Here is a 22175-nt window from a genome sequence, read left to right on the forward strand (position 1 = left end):
GCCACCGGCCGGGAAGGAAGGATTGATCATGAAGAATCGGACCACGGTCGTGGAGGTCGGTGGCCTGCACTGGGCCACCTCCGAACCGGTGATCGAGAAGACCCTGCTGAGCCGCCCCGGCGTGCTCGCCGTCGAGGCCAGCGCCGTCTCGCAGACCGCGACGATCACCTACGACGCGGACAAGACGTCGGTGGCCGTGCTCGTCGGCTGGGTCAACGACTGCGGCTACCACTGCGCGGGGCAGTCGGTGCCCGACCACATGTGCCACCCGATGACCGAACCGGGCGCCGCGGGCGGAGCGCATGACGCGCACGCCGGGCATGACGCGCACGCCGGGCATGACGCGCACGCCGGGCATGACGCGCACGCCGGGCATGACGCGCACGCCGGGCATGACGCGCACGCCGGGCATGACGCGCACGCCGGGCATGACGCGCACGCCGGGCATGACGCGCACGCCGGGCACGCCGGCCACGGCGGCGGCGCCGGCGCCGGCGAGGAGACGGACCGCTCCGCGCAGGCGGTCATGGGCCACGGCGGGCACCACGGCGGCGGGTCGGTGGAGGACATGGCACGGGACATGCGCAACCGTTTCCTGGTCGCCTTGATCCTGTCGATCCCCATCACGATCTGGTCCCCGCTCGGGCGTGATGTCCTGGCGCTGAACCCACCGCTGGTCTTCGGACTTCGTGACGACATCTTCACGTTGATCCTGTCCGTGCCGGTGATCTTCTACTCGGCGTGGATCTTCTTCGACGGCGCCTACCGGGCGTTGCTGGCGAAGACGTTGGACATGATGGTCCTGGTGGCCGTGGCCGTGGGAGCCGGCTGGCTCTACAGCTTGGTGGTCACCCTCACCGGCGGTGGTGAGGTCTTCTACGAGGCAGCCACCGTGCTGACCACGTTCGTCCTCCTCGGCCACTGGCTGGAGATGCGCGCACGTGGCGGCGCCAACGACGCAGTGCGGACCTTGTTGCAGCTGGCGCCGTCGCAGGCCCTCGTGCTGCGGGACGGTGAGCCCGTGGAGGTGCCCACATCGGAGGTGGTCGTCGGTGACCTGCTCCTCATCCGTCCAGGGTCCAAGATCCCCACCGACGCGGTCGTGGAGGAGGGCGAGTCCGAGCTCGACGAGTCCATGGTCACCGGGGAGTCCATGCCGGTGGAGAAGGGGCCGGGTGCGCAACTGATCGGTGCGTCGATCAACACCACAGGAACGCTGCGGGCGCGGGCGACCAAGGTGGGTGCGGACACCGCTCTGGCGCAGATCGTCAAGATGGTGCAGGAGGCCCAGAACTCCAAGGCCCCGGGCCAGCGCCTGGCTGACCGGGCCGCGTTCTGGCTGGTGTTCGTCGCGCTCATCGGCGGCACCGTCACCTTCACCGTGTGGATGCTCGCCGGCGCGGGCGTCCCTCTGGCGATGCTGTTCGCGATCACGGTGGTGGTCATCACCTGCCCCGATGCCCTCGGCCTGGCGACCCCGACGGCGATCATGGTCGGCACCGGGCTCGGCGCCCAGCGCGGGGTCCTGTTCAAGAACGCCACCGCGCTGGAGGGCACGGCCAAGATCGACACCGTGGTGATGGACAAGACCGGCACCCTGACCAAGGGCGAGCCGGAGGTCACCGACGTGGTCGCGGCCGGCATGAGCGAGGAGGAGATGCTTGCCGTGGTCGCCGCCGTCGAACGCGAGTCGGAGCACCCCCTGGCCCGAGCCATCGACGCCTACGCGGCCGAACGGGGTCTGCCCGCGTTGAGCGCGAGCGAGTTCATGAACGTCCCCGGGCACGGCGCGACGGCAACGGTCCGAGGGCGCCGTGTGCTGGTGGGCAACCGCCGGTTGATGGCCAGCGAGAACGTCGAGCTCGGCGACCTGGCCGAGCGACGGGACGAGCTGGCCGCATCCGGGCGCACCGCGGTGCTCGCTGCGGTGGACGGGCGTGCGGTGGGCGTCATCGCGCTGGCCGACGCCGCCCGGGACACGGCCGCGGCGGCCGTGGCGGCCCTGCACGAGTCCGGGATCGAGGTCGCCATGCTGACCGGTGACAACGAGGCAACCGCTCGGCGTATCGCGGAGCAGCTGGGCATCGACACGGTCATCGCCGAGGTCCTGCCCGGCGACAAGGCGGACAAGGTCGCCGAGCTGCAGCGCGCCGGCAAGACGGTGGCGATGGTCGGCGACGGCGTGAACGACGCCCCGGCACTGGCCAAGGCGGACATCGGCATCGCGATCGGAGCCGGGACCGACGTGGCGATCGAGACCGCGGACATCGTCCTGATGCGCTCGGACCCGCTGGACGTGTCCGTCGCACTGCGCATCGGCAAGGGCACGGTGCGCAAGGAGCGCCAGAACCTGGCGTGGGCGATCGGGTACAACGCCATCGCGTTGCCCATCGCGGCCGGGGTGTTCTACCCGGCCTTCGGACTGATGCTGCGTCCGGAGATCGCGGCGCTGACGATGTCCGGTTCCACGGTGATCGTCACGATCAACGCGCTGCTGCTCAAGAAGCTGCGGCTGCCGCAGCAGCACGCACCGGCCGCTCCGCAGGACGTGAGCCGCAAGGTGGAGCCCACGGCGCCCGTCCCGGCGGGCACCCGCTGATGTTCCACGCCCGCAGCGCCCCCGCCGCGCCCGCGGCCGGGGCGCTGCGGGCGCCCCGGCCCTGGCGCATGGTGGGGATCACCGCCGCCTGGGGCGCCTGCTTCGTCGCGATCGAGTGGGGCCTGAGGGACGCGTCCCTGCTGTGGTATGCCGCCCTGCGGGCCCTGCTTGCCGGGGCCGCACTGCTGGCCCTGGGCGCCGCCCTCCGCCGCCCCGCCCCGTCGGGGGCGCGGGACTGGGGGCGGATCACCGCGCTGGGACTGACCAACGTGACGGTGGCGTTCGCGGCCATGTTCGCCGGCGTCGCCGGCCTGGCCACCGGAACCGCCGCGGTGCTTGCCAATGCCCAGCCCCTGCTGATCCTGCTGCCGGCGTGGTGGCTGTACGGCGAGGCGCTCTCGGTACGTACGAGCGTGGCGCTGGTCGTCGGCTTCGCCGGTCTGGTTCTCGTCGCCGTGCCCGGTGGCGGTGGCAGCGGCGCCGCGCTGTCGCTGCTGTCCGCCGCGGCGATCACCGCCGGGACCCTGCTGTCGCGGCGTCTGGGGGGCCTCGACGTGGTGGTGTTCACGGGATGGCACCTCCTCGTGGGCGGCGCCGCGCTGGCCGCGCTCGCCGCGGTGGTGGAGGGGGCCCCGGTAATCGCCTGGACCCCCCGGTTCGTCCTGTCCCTGCTGTTCCTGGCGCTCGTCGGCACGGCGGGTACCACCGTGGTGTGGTTCACGGAGGCGCGCCGCTCCCGTCTCGACGTTCTGAGCGCGTGGACCTTCCTCACCCCCGTGTTCGGCATCGTGCTCGCGGCCGTGGCCTTTGCCACGGTGCCGGCCGGGTGGACCGCAGCGGGTCTGGCCGGGGTGCTGGCGGCCATGTGGGTGATCGTGCAACCTCACCCTCGCCCGGCGGTGCGCCCGGTTCCGGCGGGCCCGCCCTGAGCCTGGCCGGCCCGCCACCCGCGCGGTCCAGCGAAACCTGCCCGTCGACCCTGGAGGAGACCCATGACGCGTACCGGTCACGCCGGCCCGACCCCGGCACCCGCCCCCACCGGGGCAGTCCCGCCGCAGGAGGCGGTGATCTTCGACATGGACGGCGTGGTGACGGACACGGCGGCCGTGCACGCGGCCGCCTGGAAGCGCCTGTTCGACGACGTGCTGGCCGACCCGCGGCTGAGCGGCGGACCGTACGCCCCGTTCGACATCACCGAGGACTACCGGCTCTACGTCGACGGACGCGCCCGGGAGGACGGCGTGGCCGCCTTCCTGGCCGCTCGCCGCATCGACCTGCCGACTGGCGGCGCCGACGACGGGGCCGACGCCTGGTCGGTGCGCGGCCTCGCGGCGCGCAAGAACGCGATGTATCTGCATCTGCTCGCCGAGCAGGGACTGCGGGTCTTTCCCGGCACGGTGGACCTGCTGCGCCGCCTCCGGGCAGGTGGCGTGCCTGTGGGGCTGGTCACCGCCAGCCGCAACGCTCAGGAGCTGCTCGCGGCGGCCGGGCTCGGCGGGATCTTCGACGTCGTCGTGGACGGCCGGGAGGCCCACGAGATGGGGCTGCCCGGCAAGCCCGATCCGGCCATGTTCCTGCGCGCCGCCGAGCTGCTGGGGGTCGATCCGGCCCGGGCGGCGGTGGTCGAGGACGCCCTCGCCGGGGTGCGGGGCGCCCGGACCGGAGGCTTCGGCCTCGTGGTCGGGGTGGACCGGGTGGGGCAGCGTGAGGCTCTCGAGGAGGCCGGGGCCGACGTCGTCGTCGCCGACGTCTCCGAGCTGGACCTCGGCTCCCTGCGCACCGACCCTTGGACGCTGGTCTATGAGGGTTTCGACCCGGCCCACGAGCCGCACCGAGAGGCGCTGACCACGCTGGGCAACGGCTACCTCGGCACCCGCGGCGCGGCCCCGGAGCGGGCGGCGGACGGGGTCCACTACCCCGGCACCTACCTGGCCGGCGTGTACAACCGGCTGACCTCGACTGTCCACGGGCGCGACGTGGAGGACGAGCACCTGGTCAACGCGCCCAACTGGCTGCTGCTGGACCTGCGTGTCGGTGGGGGAGGGTGGTGGTCGGCCGGGGGGCTCACCGCCGCCGATGAGCGCCGGGAGCTGGACCTGCGCCGCGGGGTGCTCACGCGCACGGCCGTTCTCACCGACGGCGCCGGCCGCCGCCTGCGTCTGACGCAGCACCGCATCGTGTCCATGGCGCGGCCCCACCTGGCCTGCCTCGAGACGACGCTCGAGGCCCAGGGCTGGGACGGTGCCATCGGCGTGGCGTCCGGAATCGACGGCGGCGTGCGCAACCGCAACGTCGCGGAGTACCGAGGGCTGGCCGACCGGCACCTGCGGACCGTCGCGGTGGACGACGTCGACGAGAACACCCTCCTGGTGGAGGTGGAGACCACCCAGAGCCAGGTGCGCGTCGCGACCGCCGCCCGCACCACGGTTACCGGGCCCGACGCCGCTCCACCGGTGCACGAGCACCACGGGGACCGCCACGTCCTGCGCTTCGACCTGACGCTCCAGGCGGGCAGGCCGGTGACGATCACCAAGACCGTCGCCGTGTTCACCTCCAAGGACCACGCCATCGCCTCCGCACCGCTGGCCGCGGTCGGGGAGCTGAAGCGGGCGGCCGGCGGGCTCGCCGGCCTGCTTCCCGCACACGAGGCGGCCTGGGCGCGGCTGTGGGACCGCTTCGCCATCGAGCTGGACGCGGACCGCCAGACCCAGTTGGTGCTGAACCTGCACGTCTTCCACCTGCTCCAGTCGGTCTCGGCGCACACCGCGGACGTCGACGCCGGCGTCCCGGCACGCGGACTGCACGGCGAGGGGTACCGGGGCCACGTGTTCTGGGACGAGCTGTTCGTCCTGCCGGCGCTCACCGCCCACCTGCCCTGGGTGAGCCGGGCGCTGCTGGAGTACCGGTACCGGCGCCTGGACGCGGCGCGGCGGGCGGCGGCCGAGGCGGGACGGACCGGGGCGATGTTCCCCTGGCAGAGCGGCAGCGACGGGCGCGAGGAAACCCCGAGCATGCTCTTCAACACCCGCTCGGGGCGCTGGATGCCGGACAACTCCCGCCGGCAGCGGCACGTCGGCCTGGCCGTGGCGTACAACGCCTGGCAGTACTACCAGGCCACCGGGGACGTGGCCTGGCTGGCACACCGGGGAGCCGACCTGATCATCGAGGTTGCCCGGTTCTTCGCGTCCCTGGCCACCTACGACGGCGCCGAGGACCGGTTCCACATCGTGGGGGTGATGGGACCGGACGAGTACCACGACGGCTATCCCGGCGCGCCGGGCCAGGGGCTGCGGGACAACGCCTACACCAACGTGCTCGCCGCCTGGGTGTGCGCCCGCGCGACTGAGGTACTGCACCTGACCGACGGGCACGAGTGCGACGAGGTCTATGCGCGGCTGGGCGTCCGCCCCGAGGAGCCCGAACTGTGGCAACGCCTCGGCCGCCGCCTAGCGGTGCCCTTCCACGACGGCGTCCTCAGCCAGTTCGACGGTTACGGAGCCCTGGCGGAGCTGGACTGGGCCCACTACCGGCGCACGTATGGCAACATCGGGCGCCTGGACCTCATCCTCGAGGCGGAGGGCGACACCACCAACCGGTACCGGCTGGCCAAGCAGGCCGACGTCCTCATGCTCGTCTACCTCCTGGGCCCCGACGGCGTCCTCACCACCCTCGAGCGGCTGGGCTACCCGGCCGACCGGGAGCTGCTGGCCCGGACCGTCGACTACTACCTGGCCCGCACGGCCCACGGGTCCACCCTCAGCCGCGTGGTACACGCGTCCGTGCTGGCCCGCATGGACCCGGTCCGCGCCTGGCAGACCTTCCGCGACGCCCTGGCCGCCGACCTCGACGACACCCAGGGAGGGACCACCGGTGAGGGGGTCCACCTCGGGGCCATGGCGGGCACCATCGACATCGTCACCCGCGCCTTCGCGGGGCAGCGCACCGAGGGGGACACCGTGGCCCTCGACCCGAACCTCCCGGTCGGTCTCCGACGGGCCCGGTTCTCCCTCGTGCACCGTGGCCAGCGGCTGCGGATCAGCCTCGACCACGACTCGCTGACCGTGTCCGCTGACCCGTGCGCCGCCAACCCCCGAGTGCGGGTGGGTGGCCGGACGGAGGCCGTCTCGGCGGCTGGGAAGATGTTGTTCATCCCGTCCGACCACGAAAACGGCGGCGATGAGCGCGACGACTGAGGAGATCACCCCCCGCCCCGCCGGCCGTGTCGGCGCGCTGCGACGATTCGTGGCGGCCGAGCACAGCAGCGCGCTGCTGATGCTCGTGGCCACCACCGTGGCTCTGGTGTGGGCCAACTCGCCCTGGGCCGGGGGCTACGAGGCGCTGTGGGGCACCGAGCTCGGCATCCGGCTCGCCGACGGCCACGTCTCACTCGAACTGCGTGAATGGGTCAATCAGGGGCTCATGGCGCTGTTCTTCTTCGTCGCCGGCCTGGAGATCCGTCGCGAGCTCGACATGGGTGAGCTGCGCGAACGCCGCCGGCTCGCCGCTCCGGTGCTGGCCGCCCTGGGCGGGATGATCGTGCCCGTCCTGCTGTACCTCGCCCTCAACGCCGGGCAGCCCTCGGCGGCGGGGTGGGGCATCGTCATGGGCACCGACACGGCCTTCGCCCTGGGCGTGCTCGTCCTGGTGCGCGGCGCGTCCGCACGGGTGCGGACCTTCCTCCTGACCCTCGTCGTCGTCGACGACGCCGTCGCCCTGACCGTCGTCGCGCTGGCCTACACCGACGACGTCTCCTGGACGGCGCTGCTGGTGGCCGTCGCCCTGTTCGCGGCGGCGGCGCTGCTCCGCGCGGCAGGCGTCACCCGTGGCGCTCCCTACGCGCTCCTTGGCGTCGGGGTGTGGGGTGCCACGCTGGCCTCGGGGGTGCACGCCACCGTCGCCGGCGTGGCCCTGGGACTGATGGCCACCGCCTACCCACCCAGGCAGGAGGGACTGCGGAAGGCCGGCGCCCGCTGGCGCGTCTTCCGCATGAATCCGACGCCCGCGCTCGCCCGCCGCACCAGTCGTTCCGTCATCGGCTCCGTCTCTCCCAACGAGCGTTACCAGCACCTGTTCCACCCCTGGACCAGCTACCTCGTCGTCCCGCTCTTCGCCCTGGCGAACGCCGGGCTCACGCTCGACGCCGACGTGCTCGCTCGTGCGGCAACGTCACCGATCACGATCGGGATCGTGCTGGGACTGGTAGCGGGCAAAGTGGTCGGGATCGTGGGGGCCACCTGGGCGGCGGCATGCACGGGCGGCCTGCCGCTGCCCCTGCCGTGGGCACAGCTCGTAGGCGCCTCCACCGTGGGAGGGATCGGGTTCACCGTCTCGCTCCTGATCGCCGGCATCAGCTTCACCGGCGAGGCCCTGGAGGAGGCCAAGGCAGGCATCCTCGCCGCATCGCTCCTGGCAGCCGCCCTGGCCTGGGTGGTCTTCCGGGTGCTGACCCGGCTGCCGGACCGGGCGCGCACGGCCGGGGCGGATCGGCTCGCCGCGCCGATCACCGACCTGGCGGACCCCGTCGACCCCGAGGTCGACCACGTCCTCGGCGACCCGGACGCACCCGTGACCCTGGTGTGGTACGGCGACGTCGAGTGTCCGCACTGCCGCCACGCCCACGAGGTGGTGAGCCGACTGCGCCGGGAGATCGGTGCGGAGCTGGCCGTGGTCTTCCGCCATCTGCCGCTGCCGGAGATCCACCCTCTCGCCCAGCTCGCCGCTGAGGCCAGCGAGGCCGCTGCCGCGCAGGGGCGGTTCTGGCCGATGCTCGAGACGCTCTACAGGAGCGATGGAGGCCTGAGTCGCCAGGACCTCACCGTGCGGGCCGCCGGTCTGGGGCTGGACGTCGAGCGGTTCACCAGCGACCTGTTCGAGCGGCGTCACGCTCTGCGCGTCGAACGCGACATCGACAGCGCCGACGCCTCCGGAGCAGCCGGGACCCCCACGTTCTTCCTCAACGGTCATCGCTACCGCGGCCGTCACGACGTCCCGGCCATGGGCGCTGAGATCCGCCGCCTGCTCGGCGTCCGGGCCGTGCTTCGCCGGGCTCCGGCCGCGGGGATGACGTCCGAGGGCTGACGGCGATGACCACCGCTCCACGCCGGTCGTCCTGTGCCCGCGGCCGTGCGACGGCGGAATGATGCGCTGACGCCCCGGCGGCTGTGCCGCATCCTTCGCCACGAGTGTGGTCCTGGCGGCCGTGATGCCGGTGCCCACGAAGCCCGGGCCTCCGCAGATGGTAGGCATACGGGTTCGGTGCTTCTGGTGTGATGGCGCGGCAAAGTCGCTGTGGGTGGCGGGGAGGCGCGTTACGCGGCCACCGGGTCCGGGCGCCCTCTGGCGGGCTGGGGGTCAGGCCGCCGGGGTTTGTGAACTCGTGGAACCGCGGCGGTTCGGGCAGGTCCAGGGCGGTGAGGATCTTGTGCTGACTTTGCCGAAACTTCATCGTCACGACGGTGGAACGGCACGAGGACCGGCGTTGACTGATATCTGATCGCCGCCAGGTATCGAGACGCGGGTGCGGGCCCTGAAGGGGAGCGAACATGATGGACTACGACCACTGGCGCCGTGACGACGACGCGGACGAGGGTCTGAGGACTCCGTTGCCCGAGATGAGCCGGGCGGCGCTGGCGTCGCAGCCGGAGCACGACGTCGAGGAGGCTGAGGACGACGACGCCTACGCGACGCCCGACGCGCCGCTGTTCGCGGAGGACCTCGTCGTCCGGGTCCTCACCCTCCAGCAGGACGAGTTCCTCTGCTCCCGGTGCTCGCTGGTGCATCACCGCAGCCAGCAGGCCACCAGTGGTGGCGGGCGAGCGGTCCACGTCGACTGCGCCTCACGGCCCGCGGCAGAGGTGAGCGCATGACTGCGCGGCTGATCGAGGGTGACGCCGAGGCGGACGTCGTCGTGGTGGGTGCGGGTCCCGCCGGATCGAGCGCCGCGTTCTTCCTCGCGCAGGCCGGGCTCGAGGTCCTTCTGCTGGAGAAGAGCGCCTTCCCGCGGGAGAAGGTCTGCGGAGACGGGCTGACGCCCAGGGCGGTGCGCATGCTGCTGGCCATGGGCGTCGACGTCAGCACCGACAAGGGGTGGGCCCGCACGCGTGGGCTGCGAATGGTGGCCGACCGCGCTCAGCTGGAGCTCGACTGGCCGGAGCTCGCGGCGTTCCCGTCGTACGGGCTCGTCCGCAGCCGCAGGGACCTCGACACCGTGCTGGCCCGGCGGGCCGTGGCGGTCGGCGCGCGGCTGTACGAGCGCACCACTGCAGTCGCGCCGGTCGTGGACGACCGCAGCGGCCGGGTGATCGGCGTGCGGGCGCGCTCCTCGCCCCTTGACGCGGACCGGGGCTTGGACGTCGTGCTGCGCGCGCCCGTGGTGGTGGCAGCGGACGGGGTCTCGAGCAGGCTCGCGCTCGCCATGGGCCTGCAGCGCCGCACGGACCGGCCGCTCGCGGTGGCCGTCCGCGCGTACTACGCCAGCCCACGGCACACGGACGACTACCTCGAGGCGTGGGTGCAGGTCCCGGACGGCGGCCCCGGCGGCCGGCTGCTGCCGGGCTACGGCTGGGTGTTCGGCATGGGTGACGGCACGTGCAACGTCGGCGTGGGGTCCCTCAACGCCCCGCGGTCCTCCCGGCACATCGACTATCGCTCCGTGCTGTCCTCCTGGCTGGCGTCGCTGCCCCCGGAGCGGGGGTTCCCGGACGAGGAGCGCACGTCCGCGCTCGCGGGTGCGGCGCTGCCGCTGGGGTTCAACCGCACGCCGCACTACGTTCCCGGTCTGATGCTGGCGGGCGACGCCGGCGGGATGGTCAACCCGTTCACCGGGGAAGGGATCTCCTACGCCCTCGAGTCCGGCAGGATGGCGGCCGACGTCGTCGTCGACGCCCTCAGCCGGCACCGGGACGGCGAGCGCGACGACGTCCTCGCCTCTTACCCGAGGGCAACTGCCGACGCCTACGGCCGGTACTTCTCGTGGGGGCGCGGCTTCGTGAGGGTGATCGATCATCCGGCCGTGCTGGCGGTGGCGACCCGGCACGGCCTGAGCCATCCGGCCCTGATGCGCCTCGTCTTCCGGTTGCTGTGCCACCTCGGTCCGGAGACCGAGGCGGCGGACCGGGTCATCGGTGCGCTGAGGCGGTTGGCCCCGCGCTGAGCGTCCGCACGATGGGACGGCTGGGTGTCAACGGTGGAACAGCCAGCGGTCAGGGTCTGCGGCCCCCCCTGCCGGTGACCGAGGCCCTGGCCAGGTAGGCGCCCGGCGCACCAAGCGTGCCCGCCCGGCCACGACCAGCGGTCCCTGCCGGACCTCGGGGCCCGCGGCGTCGAGCGCCTCGACGTCGTCGATCCCCCGTGTTGCGGTCGAGGGCCAGGACCAGCGACGTGGTCGCCTCCCATCGCACCGCTGGGATGTGCACGTCGGGGTCCTGGGCGAAGGTGGTGGCGAAGCGTTCGGCGTTGCGGGCCTCGTTAATGTAGTCCGGCTCGTTGCTCAACGTCCGGCCGAATTCTCGGGTGACGCTCACCAGATCGTTGGTCCCGGGCGAACTCGGAGTGGCGGCGCGCCTGCTCGGCCAACTTTCCAGGATCTCCAGGTCCGTGCTGACCGTCTCGGCGGCGCCCGGCCGGCGGACCTTGACCACCACCTCCTCCCCGTCGAGCTCGGCGGCGGGGACCTGCCCGATGGACGCGCTGGCCAGCGGGGCGCGGTCGAATCGCTCGAAGATGCCGGAACCACCCAGCTCCTCCGCTCCGCCACGGTGTCGACGATCGCCTGCGTCGGGACGGGGGCGACGTCGTCCTGCAGCTTCGCCAGCTCCTCGGTGTAGGCCGGCGGCAGGAGGTCGGGACGTGTGGACAGGATCTGCCCGACCTTGATGAAGGTGGGACCGAGCTGTTCCAGCGCGGGCCGTAGGTGCTCCGGTTGGCTGGACGTCCGGCCCTTCTCGTGGCCCGACAGCCCGCACCGGAAGGGAAAGCACCCCGCCAGGCCGGCGGCACCGATGGCATAGCCGAAGCCGTGCACGGAAAGCGTCTCGACAATCTCCCGACACCGCGGCTCTCGAGGTCATGGCGCCACCGCAACAGGGCGTCCGTCGGGGGTGGATGCCCGGATGCCTCCGTCCGCATGACGCATGCCCGGGGAGGACGGTCCTTCGGTCACGTCCGTCGGCCGTGGGTGGCCCGGAGCAACGATTCACCGAAGGTTCATCAGATGATGCACGCCTGTACCCCCGACGCGGGGGAGACTTCACCCACCCGAAGCCCCTACCCCCTCCGGGTATTCGAACCTGTGACGAGAGGACGACGACGATGCGAACGGTTGACCTCCAGCGCCCCGGCGACGAGCTCGGCGCCCAACGCGCGCGACACCGTGTGAGGGGTGGCGCGGTCGGGGCCACCGGAGGAGGGGCTCTGGCCCTGATGACGGTGATGACGGCCCTGGCCGCGGCGCTCGCCCGGGGCCAGGTGGCCGCGTTGCGCCGACGGGACTGGCCCTCGACGGCCCCCCTGGCGGTGGATGTGACGGTGACCCCGTCCACGGGCGCCGGTGCCGGTGCCGGCGTCGTCGAGCTCGGGGCGTTCGGTGACTCGGCCATGGCGGGCGTCGGCGTCGACCGGCTCGACGACGTCCTGTCGGTACAGCTTGCCCAGCGGGTGGCCGACGCGACTGGGCGTGCCGTGCACGTGGTGGGCTACGCCCGTTCGGGTGCGCGGACCCTGGACGTGCTGACCCGGCAGGTCCCGGCGGTGCGCCGGACACCTGACGTATCGGTCCTGGTTGTCGGGACGAACGACGTCATCCACGCCACCTCACCGCTCGCGTTGACCCGCACTTGTGAGGCGATGCTCGACGGGCTCGAGACGATCGGTGCGCCCGTGGTGATGTCGAGCCTGCCGGAGTTCCGGGCCATGCGGGCGCTGCCGGGACCTGTGATGTCGGCGGCACGCGGGTACGGCAGCATGGTCGGGGTGGTCCAGCGCCGCGCAGCGGCCCCACGGCCGCGGGTGCGCCTGGTCGACGTCGTCGGTGCCGTGGGTGAGGAGTTCGTCGAGGACCCGGACATGATGAGCACCGACTCCTTCCACCCCTCCGCTGCCGGCTACGGCCGGATCGCCGACGCCCTGGCCCCTGCCGTGCTGTCCGTGCTCACCAGCTTCGAGCTCACAGGAGGCCCCCGATGACCGTCCGCACCACAACCACGCGCGGGCTCGCCGACATCTTCGCCGATCTCGTGGGCCAGGATGTGCCCGTGGCGTTCCGGGCGTTCGACGGCAGCTACGCCGGCCCGGCCGATCCCGTGGCGACCATCGAGGTCCGCTCCCCGGCCGCGGTGCGGCGGGTGCTCGCCGCGCCCAACCAGCTGGGCCTGGCGCGCGGCTACGTGGCCGGCGAGATCGAACTCCACGGGGACATCTTCGCCGTCCTGGGCCTGCGTGACCGCGTCACCCAGGCCCTGCGTCAGCCGCAGACGTGGGTCACGTGGGCTCGCCTGACCGGAAGCGGGGGGCTGCACCGCGCGCCCGAGCCGCCGCCGGAGGAGGTCCGGGTGACCGGGCGCCGGCACAGCAGGTCTCGTGACGCGGCCGCGATCGCCTACCACTACGACGTGCCAGGCGACTTCTACCGCCTCTTCCTCGGGGCGACCATGACGTACTCATGCGGCGTGTGGGCGGACCCGTCGGTGGGGCTGGACGCCGCGCAGGAGGCCAAGTACGAGCTGATCTGCCGCAAGCTGGGCCTGGCACCGGGGATGCGGTTGCTCGACGTCGGCTGCGGCTGGGGTGGGATGGTGATGCACGCCGCCCGCCGGCACGGCGTCCGCGCGGTGGGCGTCACGCTCTCGCAGGAACAGGCCGAGCTCGCACGACGCCGCGTGGCCGACGCGGGGCTGAGCGGCCAGGTCGAGATCCGGCTCGCCGACTACCGCGACGTCTCGGACGGACCGTACGACGCCATCAGCTCCATCGGCATGTTCGAGCACGTGGGCACCGCCCACCTCGGGGAGTACTTCGGACACATGCGTGAATTGTTGGCTCCCGGTGCACGGCTCCTCAACCACGGCATCAGCAGCCCGGCCGGGCAACGGCCGATGCGCCGCAACGGCTTCGTGCAGCGTTACGTCTTCCCCGACGGCGAGCTCCAGGAGATCGGCCGAGTCGTTTCCGCGGTCCAGCACGCCGGCCTGGAGGTCCGGCACACCGAGAACCTGCGCGAGCACTATGCCCTGACGCTGCGCACCTGGGTACGCAATCTCGAGGAGCACTACGACGAGGCGACCCGGCTCGCCGGGGCGGGCCGCGCCCGAGTCTGGCGCCTGTACCTCGCCGGTTCTGCCGTCGGCTTCGAGCGCGGTGACATCGAGATCCACCAGACCCTCGCCGTCCGCGCGGACGACGGCGTCAGCCGGATGCCGCGGCGACCGGACTGGGACTGACCGGCCCCGGAGTGGACTGGCTCGCCCTGGCCCACCCGTCGGCGACGGGTGGGCCAGGGACAGCACGAACAGTGCAGGTGGGTCAGGAACGACGCGGGCGGGTCATGCCAGGAGCGAGCCCACCAGGGACGCCAGGAGGACGAGCCCGGCCACCACGAAGCTGATGCTGCGTCCGTGCGCGGTGGCACGTGGGATGCTCCGGAGCGGGAAGAGGATCTGCCGGCCGAGGACGTACGCGGCCACCGTGGCCACGAGCACCAAACCGCTGCCGGCGGACAGCAGCACGACTGCCAGCAGGGCCAACGTCCCGAGCAGGGCCGAGAACGAGGACTCGAGAAGCTGGACCGGGATGCGCCGAACCCCGAGCCGCCGGTCCGAGGACCAGATGCCCCACCGCGACGTCGTGGGCCGGCCCGTGCAGCAGCCACCCAGCAGGCACCCGAGCCGGCCGATCGCCATGCCGAAGAGCAGTCCTGGTGCGGTCGCGTCCAAGACCCAGCCCAGCGGCAGGCCCAGCAGCGGAGAGCCGATGAGCAGGGTGCCGATCGTGGCTGTCACGAAGCCCTGAACGGACATGCCAGGCTTCGCGAAGGTCCGCGGCTCCTTCGGGTGGGTCATCAGGTAGTAGACCTTGGCCGCCAGCAGGCCAAGTCCGCTGGCGACGACCGTGAGCAGCGAAAGTCGGAGCGCCGGCAGGTCGAGCTGCCGCGCCAGCAGCGCCTGGACCACCAGCGCAATGACGAATCCCGTTCCGACCAGCGCCGGCCAGGCACCCAGGCGCACCCCGGGAGCCAAGTTGCGGACGAAGGGGGAGAAGGCGGTTCGTCCCGAGGCTGTGCCGCGCACCAGCCGAGGGGTGCTCATCTCGACCCACGGGGCGGGGGAGCCCTCGGGGGCCCGGGTGACAGGTGTCGCGGTCACCTCCCACTCACCCCGAGTCAGGTTGGGCACGCGCGTGGTGACCGCGACGCGCCCCGAGCCTGGCAGCACGTCCTCGACGGTGGACACGGCCTGGAAGCTCGTCCGGGCCCGGGTCTCAGACGGGGGCAATGCGGCATCGCCCTTGAGCTTGCCGCTGAGGTGCACCGTAACGGAGTAGGGCTCACCGGCAGACTCGGCATCGAACCAGTACGTCACACCGAGCGACTGCTCCTCGCTGTCCTCCAGAGCGCTGCACGTGAAGTCGGTGATCGCGACGGCGGACGTGGGGAGTGTTCCCGCGAGGCGGGGTGCCCGTCCTGGCGCCGGCGTGGCAGGTTCCGGTGCAGGTTCCGACACGCCGTGCGGCGGTGCAACACGCGGTGCCCCGGCCGTCGCAGCCGCCGGCCGACGGGGTGCCGGCACCACGCTGGCCTCGTCCGCCGACCTCGCGGAGGGCTGTGTAGCCGGGACCTTGCGTCCCGGTGTGGAGGTCCCCGGCGCCGTCCGGGCGGAGCCGGTGGCACCCGTGGCCCGCGCCATGCCGGTTCGGGCGTCACCACGCGGGGCAGGCGTTGCCGTGGGGCGTGCCCGGACCGGGCGCGGCGGTCCGCTCCGCCCGGTCGGCTGCCGGAAGAAGGCAGAGCCGGCACCAGGCTGCTGCCGGTCGACCGGCGCGCGCCCATCCTGGCCCGCGGTGCGGGCCGGCTTCGTGCGCTCCACGTCGTTCATGTCGGTGTCCATCTCATGGCGGAGAACACGTCGCTCCGAGTCAATCGAGACATGAGGATACTCCGGCCTACTGGTTGGGGCGCCAGGCTGGTAGTGGTGGGCGTCGTGCCCGAGCACATCGGTCATATCCGTGACGGCCGGCGCCACCAGTGGCGCCACCCCGCTGATCCGAGGACCGACGATGAAGGTGGAGACTTCAAAGACCACGGCGAAGACCCCTAGCGCCAAGGGGGGAGCGAACACGAACCAGCTCCCGCAGCGCGGCCGCCTGAGCTCGAGGACCACCGGCACGGATGCGGCAAGACCGGACGCCGAGGAGGACCGTCCTGCCGGCTCCCGCGACCAGGGCAGTGCCGACGACGGCGGATCACCTCGAGCGCGCGCCGCTGGTGGGCTGCCGGCTGCCCGCGCTCCGCCGATCACGGGCGCTCCGCCGATCACGGGCGCTCCGCCGCTCAGGGGCGCGCCACCGGGCCCGGCGGGCCAGCGCGTGCGCCAGGAGCGCCGCATTCATGGGTCCAGTCCCGTCTCGGCGCGCTTGCGTAGGCCGCGTCCCTGAACCAGATCTCCGGCGGTTGAGGAGGAACGGCCGACCAGACCGGGTCACCGTCCTCATGCTCCCTGAGATCAGCTAGACAAGCGCGTGGTGATCACGAGGCCCGGCCTGGCTGTTTCCTGGGGACCGCCCTGTCCTCGATGCTCCCGGGCGGTTGTCGATCGACGTCGGCCGCGGACTCAAGGACAGCTCGCAGCGGTACCCCGCCATCGACGTGTTGCTCATTCGCCCCTCAGCACAGTTCACCACCGAGGAGCAGGGACGATCGCAGAGTCGACGCAGCACATCCACGAGTTGACCCGGGGCCTGGACGGGGGCGACGCCTGGGTCATCTGCCCCGACGGCGGCACGTTCACCGAGGCGCGCGGGCGGCAGCGCATCCTGGCTCCACCAGACGGCCTGCACCAGATGGAACGCGGGGCGAGGCATGCGCCATGTCATGGCACCTCGTCCGCGGGACTTCGGCGGCGCTCGACCTCAGTACGTCGTCAGCGAGGCCTCAACCATCCGTCAGCCGCCGTTGGGCACGATCGCGCGCCTGATCGGGGCGTCGGTATGCGGGCCGACGACGAGGTCGTTGTCCTGGTCGATGTCACCGGGGGCGTAGGCGGCCGTGCCGGCGAGCGTCGGACAGCTCATGAAGACGGGCCGCTCCAACTCACCCGGGTCTACGCCGAGCTCGGGCCGAAATCCGGGGTGGAGCCCGCCGGCCGTACCCGGGCTGGCGGCCGGCCCGCCCTGGCACGGGCACCGTCGCCTCGCGCTCCTGCGAAACGGGTCCGACCCTCTGGCGAACCGGGGTCAGTGCTGGTGTCCTCCGCCCGGCTGCCGACCGGTGCGGGCCGTGGTGTCGGGGCGCTGATCTCCGCCCTGTCCGTGAGCGTGCCCGCCGTGCCCGCCGAGGTGCATGACCATCATGAGCGCCACGAGCGCGAGGGTGACGATCGTTGTCGTGGACACGCCGGCGGTCCACAGGACCACGCCGAGGACCACCACACCTGCGTAGAGCCACAGCTGCTTGCGGTTGATCATGTCGTCCTCCGGCTGCTTGGCGCGCCGCGTACCGGTGCGCTCCCTCGATCCTCTCCGAGGCGGGGGCCCGAGTCACGAACGTTCGTCGACAGTCCACCGAAAGGACGTCATTTCGTCAGGCTCGCCCTGGGTTCACCGTGGGAGCGGTCAAGCCAGTCGCGTCGCCGCTCGGCTCGAGCATCCACGGGTGCGGTGCGGTGAGCCGCTGGGCCTCCGGCGGACCCCACGACCCTGGCGGATAGGGGAGGGGGAGCGGACGGTCCGGCCCCTGCAGCGGCGCGAACGCGGTGAAGGCCGAGCGCAGGCAGTGCGAGGTGGTGAACAAGGTGTGATCGCCTGCGAGCACGTCGAAGAGCAAGGAGGCGTAGGCGGAGATCGGCTCACTCCCCGGCACGTCACCGAGCGCAAGGCCTGCGCGGCCCAGGGTCAGCTCCGGGTCCGGCCCAGGAGTCTGGACGGTGACGCCGACGCTGATGTGCCCCGGGCCATTGAAGTCGATCTCGATGGTGTCCGGGCCTGGCGCCTCGCCGGCGAGCGGGCCCTCCGGCGGACGCATCACCAGGGTGATCCGTTGCGCCTTGAGCGCCATGCGCTTGCCTGTGCGGAGGACGAAGGGCACCCCTCGCCACCGGTCCGTGTCGATCCACAGCCGGGCCGCGACGAAGGTGTCCTGCGCGGAGTTCGACGGGACGCCGTCGATGTCGGTGTACCCGTCGAACTGGCCCAGCACGACGTCCCGGGCAGGATCGAGGGGGCGAAAGCGGCTCATGACGGCGTCCCGGGCAGCCACGATCGCCCGCGGGTCGCGCAGGTCGGTCGGCGGGTCCATCGCGACCTGGCTGGCGACGTGGAACAGGTGCGTGACCAGCATGTCCAGGGCGGCACCGGTTGCTTCATAGAAGGCGGCTCGATCGGCGACGTCGAGCGCCTCGGGGACGTCGATCTGGACCTGCTCGATGCTCCGGGCGTCCCACTGGGACCCGAAGAGTCGGTTCGCGAAGCGGAGGGCGTAGATGGACTGCACCGCCTGCTTGCCGAGGAAGTGGTCGATGCGGAAGACCTGGTCCTCGGTCAGGAGCTGCCGGACGGTGGCGTCCAGCTCCTCGAAGTCCGCCAGCGATGTGCCGTACGGCTTCTCGTAGACCACCCGGGCACCGGGCGCGAGGCCGTGGCGCCCGAGCCCACGGGTGATAGCCGGGTACGCCGCGGGCGGCACCGCGAGGAAGTACACGACGAGCGGGTCCGACCCGCCCTCGTCAGCGAGCTCCCGCCGCACCTGCGTGAGCACCTCGGGCAGCTCGCCCGGGTCCGCGTCCGTGAATCCGCGTCCCGCGTATCTCGCACGATCACGTACGGAGTCCCAGTCCGAGGGGAGCCCCCGCTCGTGCTCGGCCAAGGACGCCTCGAGCCGCGCCCGGAAGGCCTGCTCGTCCCACGGGTCGGTCGCGCACCCGACCAGGCGCCAGCCGGCCGGCAACAGTCCGCGCTCGTGCAGCTCGACCAGGGCCGGCATGACCATGCGTCGGGCCAGGTCACCGGTCGCGCCGAACAGCACGACGACGACGGGCCGGGCGTTCTCGGTTGTCATACGCCCACCCTACGGCGCCCTTCCGGACGACCGGCGTCCCGGCGTCGGTGCGGGCATCTGCCGGCTCAGCGGTGGGCCGGGGCTTCGTCGAAACTTCGTCGTCGTCACACCGGACAAGCACGAACCGGGCGTTGACTCGTTGGTGACACATCGCGGTCTCGGCAGTCAGCCGTGCCCGTCGACGCGGGAGCGGCCCGGCCGACGAGACGCGGCCTGCTCGGTCAGCGGGATCGCCCCTCGTCCGCAGTCCATGGACCCCTTCGTCGCGCAGTAGTCACTGGAGCCAGGATGACAACCACGATCGGCACCGACCCCGGCACGGCGTCGGAGCGAGCCCATGACGCGGCTGTCAAGAGCGAGCTGATCACGCTCACGGATGCGCTCCTGGCAGCCGTCGGTGCCCGCGAGACGCACGAGCTGGCTCAGCGAGCGCACATGCCGGTCCTGCGTGACGAGATCCTGCCTCAGGTCGCCGTCGAGCAGATCGTCTTCGGGGACACGCCGGCCGCTCCACGTGCCGACCTTCCCGGTGCCGCCATGGCGGTTGAGGAGCGTCGCCTCATCGGTCTCGTCGCTGAGATGGACCACGCAGCGACGGGCATCGAGGCTGTGCGGGCGGCCGACGCCGTCGTCGCCCTCCTCATGATCGGTGCCGAGGAGATGACGGTGCCAGTGCTCGCTGCGTGTGGTGATGATAGGGAGGTTGCCCTCTGCGACGCGCCGGATCCGGGCGATGTGGAGGCTGACGCATCCGTCGGCGTCGCGGCGCCGACCGGGCACCCCCACGTCGTGGACCTGCACGCGATCGGCTACGCACCGAGGAGGTCGCCGCCGACTTCTCTTTGCTCGCCGCGCTCAACCTCGCCCGCCTGGGCGTCGTCCGGCGCCCCGAGACCGGGTCGGGATGAGCCGTGGCCCCGCCTGACCCGGGGGCAGGCGGCGCGGGCCGGCCCACAGGCCGCCCCGCACGGCCTACAGGCGCCACCACCCCGGGAAGACGCCTGGACGAAAGGACTTGAGCCGAACCCTCATCGTCGCGACGGTGGATCGGTATCAGGAGCGGCGTTGACCGACGCTTGATCAACACCGAGCATCGAGAGAAGCGGATACGGACCAAGAAGGGACGCGAACGATGATGGACCTCAACCACTGGCGCCGCGACGACGAACCGGAGGATCCGACAGCCCCGCTGCCCGAGGTCAGCCGCGCAGCGCCGGCGTCGTTGCCCGAGCACGACGTCGAGGAGGCACACTTCAGCAGCGGTGACATGGGCGTCACGGAGGACGGTCGCCCGGTGGGCCGGATCTCCGCGCTCCTCGCCGTGGCCGTCGTCTTTGCCCTCACCCTCTGGGGGCCCCCCGCCTGGGCGAACCCCGACGAGGAGGAGAGCGAGTTCGCGGTCGACCTCGTGCAGCAGGCGATCTCCCTGATCGCCAACAGGGGCGGCGCGGACCGGGCGCTGGAGAAGATGGAGGACGCCCTCGAGGCGCCTGATCCGTCCGGTGTCGACCTGGCGCTCGTGGAGCAGGCCGCGACCGTGGTGGAGGAGGCCGCGCCCGGCGCGGCCCGGGAGGAGTCGCTCGCGCAGAGCCGGCAGATCCTGCTGCAGGCGGCACCGGCGCTGAACGAGCCCTCCCCGGTGGCGATGACCGGGGGCCTGATGACCGGCACGACCGTTGTGCTCGACGACCTCACGCCCGCCCGCGGGGTCAGTGACGGAGGCGACATCGTGCTGCTCGTGCTCGCCGCCGCCTCCGCCGGGCTGGGCCTGTATCTGGCACGGCTGTGGCGCCCGCATCACAGCCTGCGGCAGCTGCGGGCACGCGGCGCTCGGAAGGGGGTGGCGTGATGAGCGCGCGCACGGAAGGGCACACCTCGTCACAGGCGGCGGGCCGGCGTCCCACACGGTGGCGTCGTGCCATCGACGCGGTGGACGAGCGGATGGGACTCAAGGCGCTGGCGTACGACGTGCCCGAGCACGCAAACAACCTGGCCTGGAGCCTGGGGGCGCTGACGGCCATCTCCTTCTTCCTCCTGCTGGTCTCGGGCATCTACATCGCGCAGTGGTACAACCCCATGCCCGAGGTCGCCAACCAGTCGGTCCGCACGATCATGACGCAGGCCCCGCTCGGCGCCTTCGCCCGTGGGTTGCACTACTGGGCGGCGCAGGCGATGTACATCCTGGCGCTGGTGCACATGCTGCGCGTCTTCTTCACCGGCTCCTTCAAGCGTCCCCGCGAGGGCAACTGGATCGTCGGTGCGGCCATGCTGCTGCTGACCTTCCTCGCGGTGTTCACCGGCACGGTTCTCAAGTGGGACCAAGAAGGTTTCGAGGCACTGACGCACAACCTGGACGTCGCCGAGCTGATCGGCGGTCTGGGCATCTGGTTCACGGGTGAGCTGGCACCGGAGGTGCCCCTCGTGCTGCGCCTGTACATCGGGCACGCGGTCATCATCCCCGGCCTCATCCTGGCGCTGTTCGTCATCCACGCGCTGCTGGTCAAGCGTCACAAGATCTCGCCGCATCCGGACATCCCGCCCGCCACGCTGGAGGAGCCGGCGCCGTTCACCGAGCACCTCAAGAGGGCCGGTGCCTACGGTCTGGTGCTGCTCGGGATCCTCGCGGCGTTGTCGGTGCTGCTGCCGCCGATCATCGGACCCACCCCGGTGGCGGGAATCGAGACCACCCGGCCGCTATGGATGTTCTGGTGGTTCTTCCCCTTCGAGCAGTGGTTCGGCGTCAGTTCGGTGGGCATCATCATGGGTGGCGTCTTCTTCGCACTGTTCTTGGTCCCGTTCCTGGACCGGAGCCCAGAACGTGGCTGGCGCCAGCGGAAGCTGGCCGTCACGCTGCTCGGGTTGTTGGCGCTGTTCATGCTCGTGGTCAGCGTGTACGTGTGGGTCAACAACGCCCAGGGCCACTGATGGCCTCCGTGGCCGTCGGCGCCGCGCGGCGCCGCGCCCGACGGTGGTTCTGGTCGCTCCTCGTCGTCGCCGTCCTAGGCATGGGGGTCGTCTACCGGTCGATCGATTCCCCGTCCTCCCCTGCCGTAGGGACGGCCTTCCTGCTCGGCTCGGTAGTCGTGCTGGTCGCGCTAGTGCAGGCGACCCGGATCTGGGCGGCGCTCGAGGGACCGGTCCGCGTGCCGCGATGGTTCCGGCGGCACAGGAGCGCGACCACCGCGGGTGGGCCCTCGCGGGACGACCCAGTCGCGCCGGCCCGTCCGGTCCCGTGAGCGGACCGTCGCGTTGCCCTTGGCTCACCGGCGTTGCGGGTGGGTGAGTCCTCCGCCGACCATGGCCATACTCAGTCCG

The 22175-nt window shown here is 72.0% G+C and carries 16 protein-coding genes; 10 read left to right on the forward strand and 6 right to left on the reverse strand.

All coding sequences use genetic code 11. From position 1 onward, the window contains the following. Nucleotides 1–28: 28 nt before the first annotated feature. From EDD32_RS13775 to EDD32_RS13800, 6 genes are all read left to right on the forward strand, one after another. A complete protein-coding gene (locus EDD32_RS13775; protein ID WP_123918345.1) occupies nt 29–2599 on the forward strand; it encodes a heavy metal translocating P-type ATPase in 2571 nt (856 codons plus the stop codon). After that, nucleotides 2599–3528 carry a DMT family transporter gene (locus EDD32_RS13780; protein WP_123918347.1) on the forward strand — a complete coding sequence of 310 codons (930 nt, stop codon included), beginning with the start codon at nt 2599–2601 and terminating at the stop codon, nt 3526–3528. Before EDD32_RS13775 ends, EDD32_RS13780 begins: the two co-directional genes overlap by 1 nt. 63 nt (nt 3529–3591) lie before the next feature. Then, entirely contained in the window at nt 3592–6792 is a 3201-nt protein-coding gene (locus EDD32_RS13785) for a beta-phosphoglucomutase family hydrolase (protein ID WP_123918349.1), read from the forward strand. After that, nucleotides 6776–8677: a Na+/H+ antiporter NhaA gene (gene nhaA, locus EDD32_RS13790; protein ID WP_123918351.1), complete on the forward strand. Its 1902-nt coding sequence runs from the start codon at nt 6776–6778 to the stop codon at nt 8675–8677. The genes EDD32_RS13785 and nhaA overlap by 17 nt, the downstream gene beginning before the upstream one ends. Before the next feature lie 464 nt (nt 8678–9141). Then, nucleotides 9142–9465, forward strand: a complete 324-nt coding sequence (locus tag EDD32_RS13795) for a DUF4193 family protein (RefSeq protein WP_123918353.1) — start codon at nt 9142–9144, stop codon at nt 9463–9465. After that, nucleotides 9462–10751: a geranylgeranyl reductase family protein gene (locus EDD32_RS13800; RefSeq protein ID WP_123918355.1), complete on the forward strand. Its 1290-nt coding sequence runs from the start codon at nt 9462–9464 to the stop codon at nt 10749–10751. Before EDD32_RS13795 ends, EDD32_RS13800 begins: the two co-directional genes overlap by 4 nt. Nucleotides 10752–10800: 49 nt before the next feature. On the opposite strand, the gene EDD32_RS18885 is transcribed toward EDD32_RS13800, so the two are convergent. Beyond that, a complete protein-coding gene (locus tag EDD32_RS18885) occupies nt 10801–11667 on the reverse strand; it encodes an AarF/UbiB family protein (protein ID WP_246006141.1) in 867 nt (288 codons plus the stop codon). 352 nt (nt 11668–12019) lie between these two features. Between EDD32_RS18885 and EDD32_RS13810 the strand changes: the two genes are divergently transcribed. Together EDD32_RS13810 and EDD32_RS13815 are read left to right on the forward strand one after the other, a co-directional pair. Next, nucleotides 12020–12781, forward strand: a complete 762-nt coding sequence (locus EDD32_RS13810) for an SGNH/GDSL hydrolase family protein (RefSeq protein WP_170175302.1) — start codon at nt 12020–12022, stop codon at nt 12779–12781. Beyond that, nucleotides 12778–14034: an SAM-dependent methyltransferase gene (locus tag EDD32_RS13815; protein ID WP_123918359.1), complete on the forward strand. Its 1257-nt coding sequence runs from the start codon at nt 12778–12780 to the stop codon at nt 14032–14034. The genes EDD32_RS13810 and EDD32_RS13815 overlap by 4 nt, the downstream gene beginning before the upstream one ends. A gap of 102 nt (nt 14035–14136) precedes the next feature. Here the strand turns inward: EDD32_RS13815 and EDD32_RS19205 are convergent, their stop codons facing one another. The 5 genes from EDD32_RS19205 to EDD32_RS18890 form a co-directional block, all read right to left on the reverse strand. Next, entirely contained in the window at nt 14137–14955 is an 819-nt protein-coding gene (locus tag EDD32_RS19205; RefSeq protein ID WP_211338827.1) for a prolipoprotein diacylglyceryl transferase family protein, read from the reverse strand. Between the two features lie 1795 nt (nt 14956–16750). Continuing rightward, the gene (locus EDD32_RS19815; protein WP_281274885.1) at nt 16751–16879 is read right to left on the reverse strand and encodes a hypothetical protein; all 129 of its coding nucleotides are present in this window, start codon (nt 16877–16879) and stop codon (nt 16751–16753) included. 162 nt (nt 16880–17041) lie between these two features. Continuing rightward, on the reverse strand, nt 17042–17272 hold the full coding sequence (locus EDD32_RS13825; RefSeq protein WP_123918361.1) for a hypothetical protein: 231 nt from the start codon (nt 17270–17272) through the stop codon (nt 17042–17044). 115 nt (nt 17273–17387) lie between these two features. After that, entirely contained in the window at nt 17388–18860 is a 1473-nt protein-coding gene (locus EDD32_RS13830; RefSeq protein WP_123918363.1) for a glucose-6-phosphate dehydrogenase, read from the reverse strand. Between the two features lie 165 nt (nt 18861–19025). Then, a complete protein-coding gene (locus tag EDD32_RS18890) occupies nt 19026–19661 on the reverse strand; it encodes a hypothetical protein (protein ID WP_123918365.1) in 636 nt (211 codons plus the stop codon). 331 nt (nt 19662–19992) lie between these two features. Between EDD32_RS18890 and EDD32_RS13840 the strand changes: the two genes are divergently transcribed. Beyond that, nucleotides 19993–20709 (forward strand): hypothetical protein, encoded by a 717-nt coding sequence (locus tag EDD32_RS13840; RefSeq protein ID WP_123918367.1) that lies wholly within the window; start codon nt 19993–19995, stop codon nt 20707–20709. Further along, entirely contained in the window at nt 20709–21785 is a 1077-nt protein-coding gene (locus EDD32_RS13845) for a cytochrome b (protein WP_123918369.1), read from the forward strand. The genes EDD32_RS13840 and EDD32_RS13845 overlap by 1 nt, the downstream gene beginning before the upstream one ends. Nucleotides 21786–22175: the final 390 nt, after the last annotated feature.

Origin of the sequence: Georgenia muralis (genome assembly GCF_003814705.1) — a bacterium.
Lineage (GTDB): Bacteria > Actinomycetota > Actinomycetes > Actinomycetales > Actinomycetaceae > Georgenia > Georgenia muralis.

Bases quoted from the DNA above. Each gene is read 5' to 3' on its own strand.
- EDD32_RS18885 (WP_246006141.1), bottom strand. From the start codon at position 11,667: ATGACCTCGAGAGCCGCGGTGTCGGGAGATTGTCGAGACGCTTTCCGT.
- EDD32_RS13775 (WP_123918345.1), top strand. From the start codon at position 29: ATGAAGAATCGGACCACGGTCGTGGAGGTCGGTGGCCTGCACTGGGCC.
- EDD32_RS13830 (WP_123918363.1), bottom strand. From the start codon at position 18,860: ATGACAACCGAGAACGCCCGGCCCGTCGTCGTCGTGCTGTTCGGCGCG.
- EDD32_RS13840 (WP_123918367.1), top strand. From the start codon at position 19,993: ATGATGGACCTCAACCACTGGCGCCGCGACGACGAACCGGAGGATCCG.
- nhaA (WP_123918351.1), top strand. From the start codon at position 6,776: ATGAGCGCGACGACTGAGGAGATCACCCCCCGCCCCGCCGGCCGTGTC.
- EDD32_RS19815 (WP_281274885.1), bottom strand. From the start codon at position 16,879: ATGAGCTGTCCGACGCTCGCCGGCACGGCCGCCTACGCCCCCGGTGAC.
- EDD32_RS13780 (WP_123918347.1), top strand. From the start codon at position 2,599: ATGTTCCACGCCCGCAGCGCCCCCGCCGCGCCCGCGGCCGGGGCGCTG.
- EDD32_RS13845 (WP_123918369.1), top strand. From the start codon at position 20,709: ATGAGCGCGCGCACGGAAGGGCACACCTCGTCACAGGCGGCGGGCCGG.
- EDD32_RS13825 (WP_123918361.1), bottom strand. From the start codon at position 17,272: ATGATCAACCGCAAGCAGCTGTGGCTCTACGCAGGTGTGGTGGTCCTC.
- EDD32_RS13795 (WP_123918353.1), top strand. From the start codon at position 9,142: ATGATGGACTACGACCACTGGCGCCGTGACGACGACGCGGACGAGGGT.
- EDD32_RS13815 (WP_123918359.1), top strand. From the start codon at position 12,778: ATGACCGTCCGCACCACAACCACGCGCGGGCTCGCCGACATCTTCGCC.
- EDD32_RS13800 (WP_123918355.1), top strand. From the start codon at position 9,462: ATGACTGCGCGGCTGATCGAGGGTGACGCCGAGGCGGACGTCGTCGTG.
- EDD32_RS13810 (WP_170175302.1), top strand. From the start codon at position 12,020: ATGACGGTGATGACGGCCCTGGCCGCGGCGCTCGCCCGGGGCCAGGTG.
- EDD32_RS13785 (WP_123918349.1), top strand. From the start codon at position 3,592: ATGACGCGTACCGGTCACGCCGGCCCGACCCCGGCACCCGCCCCCACC.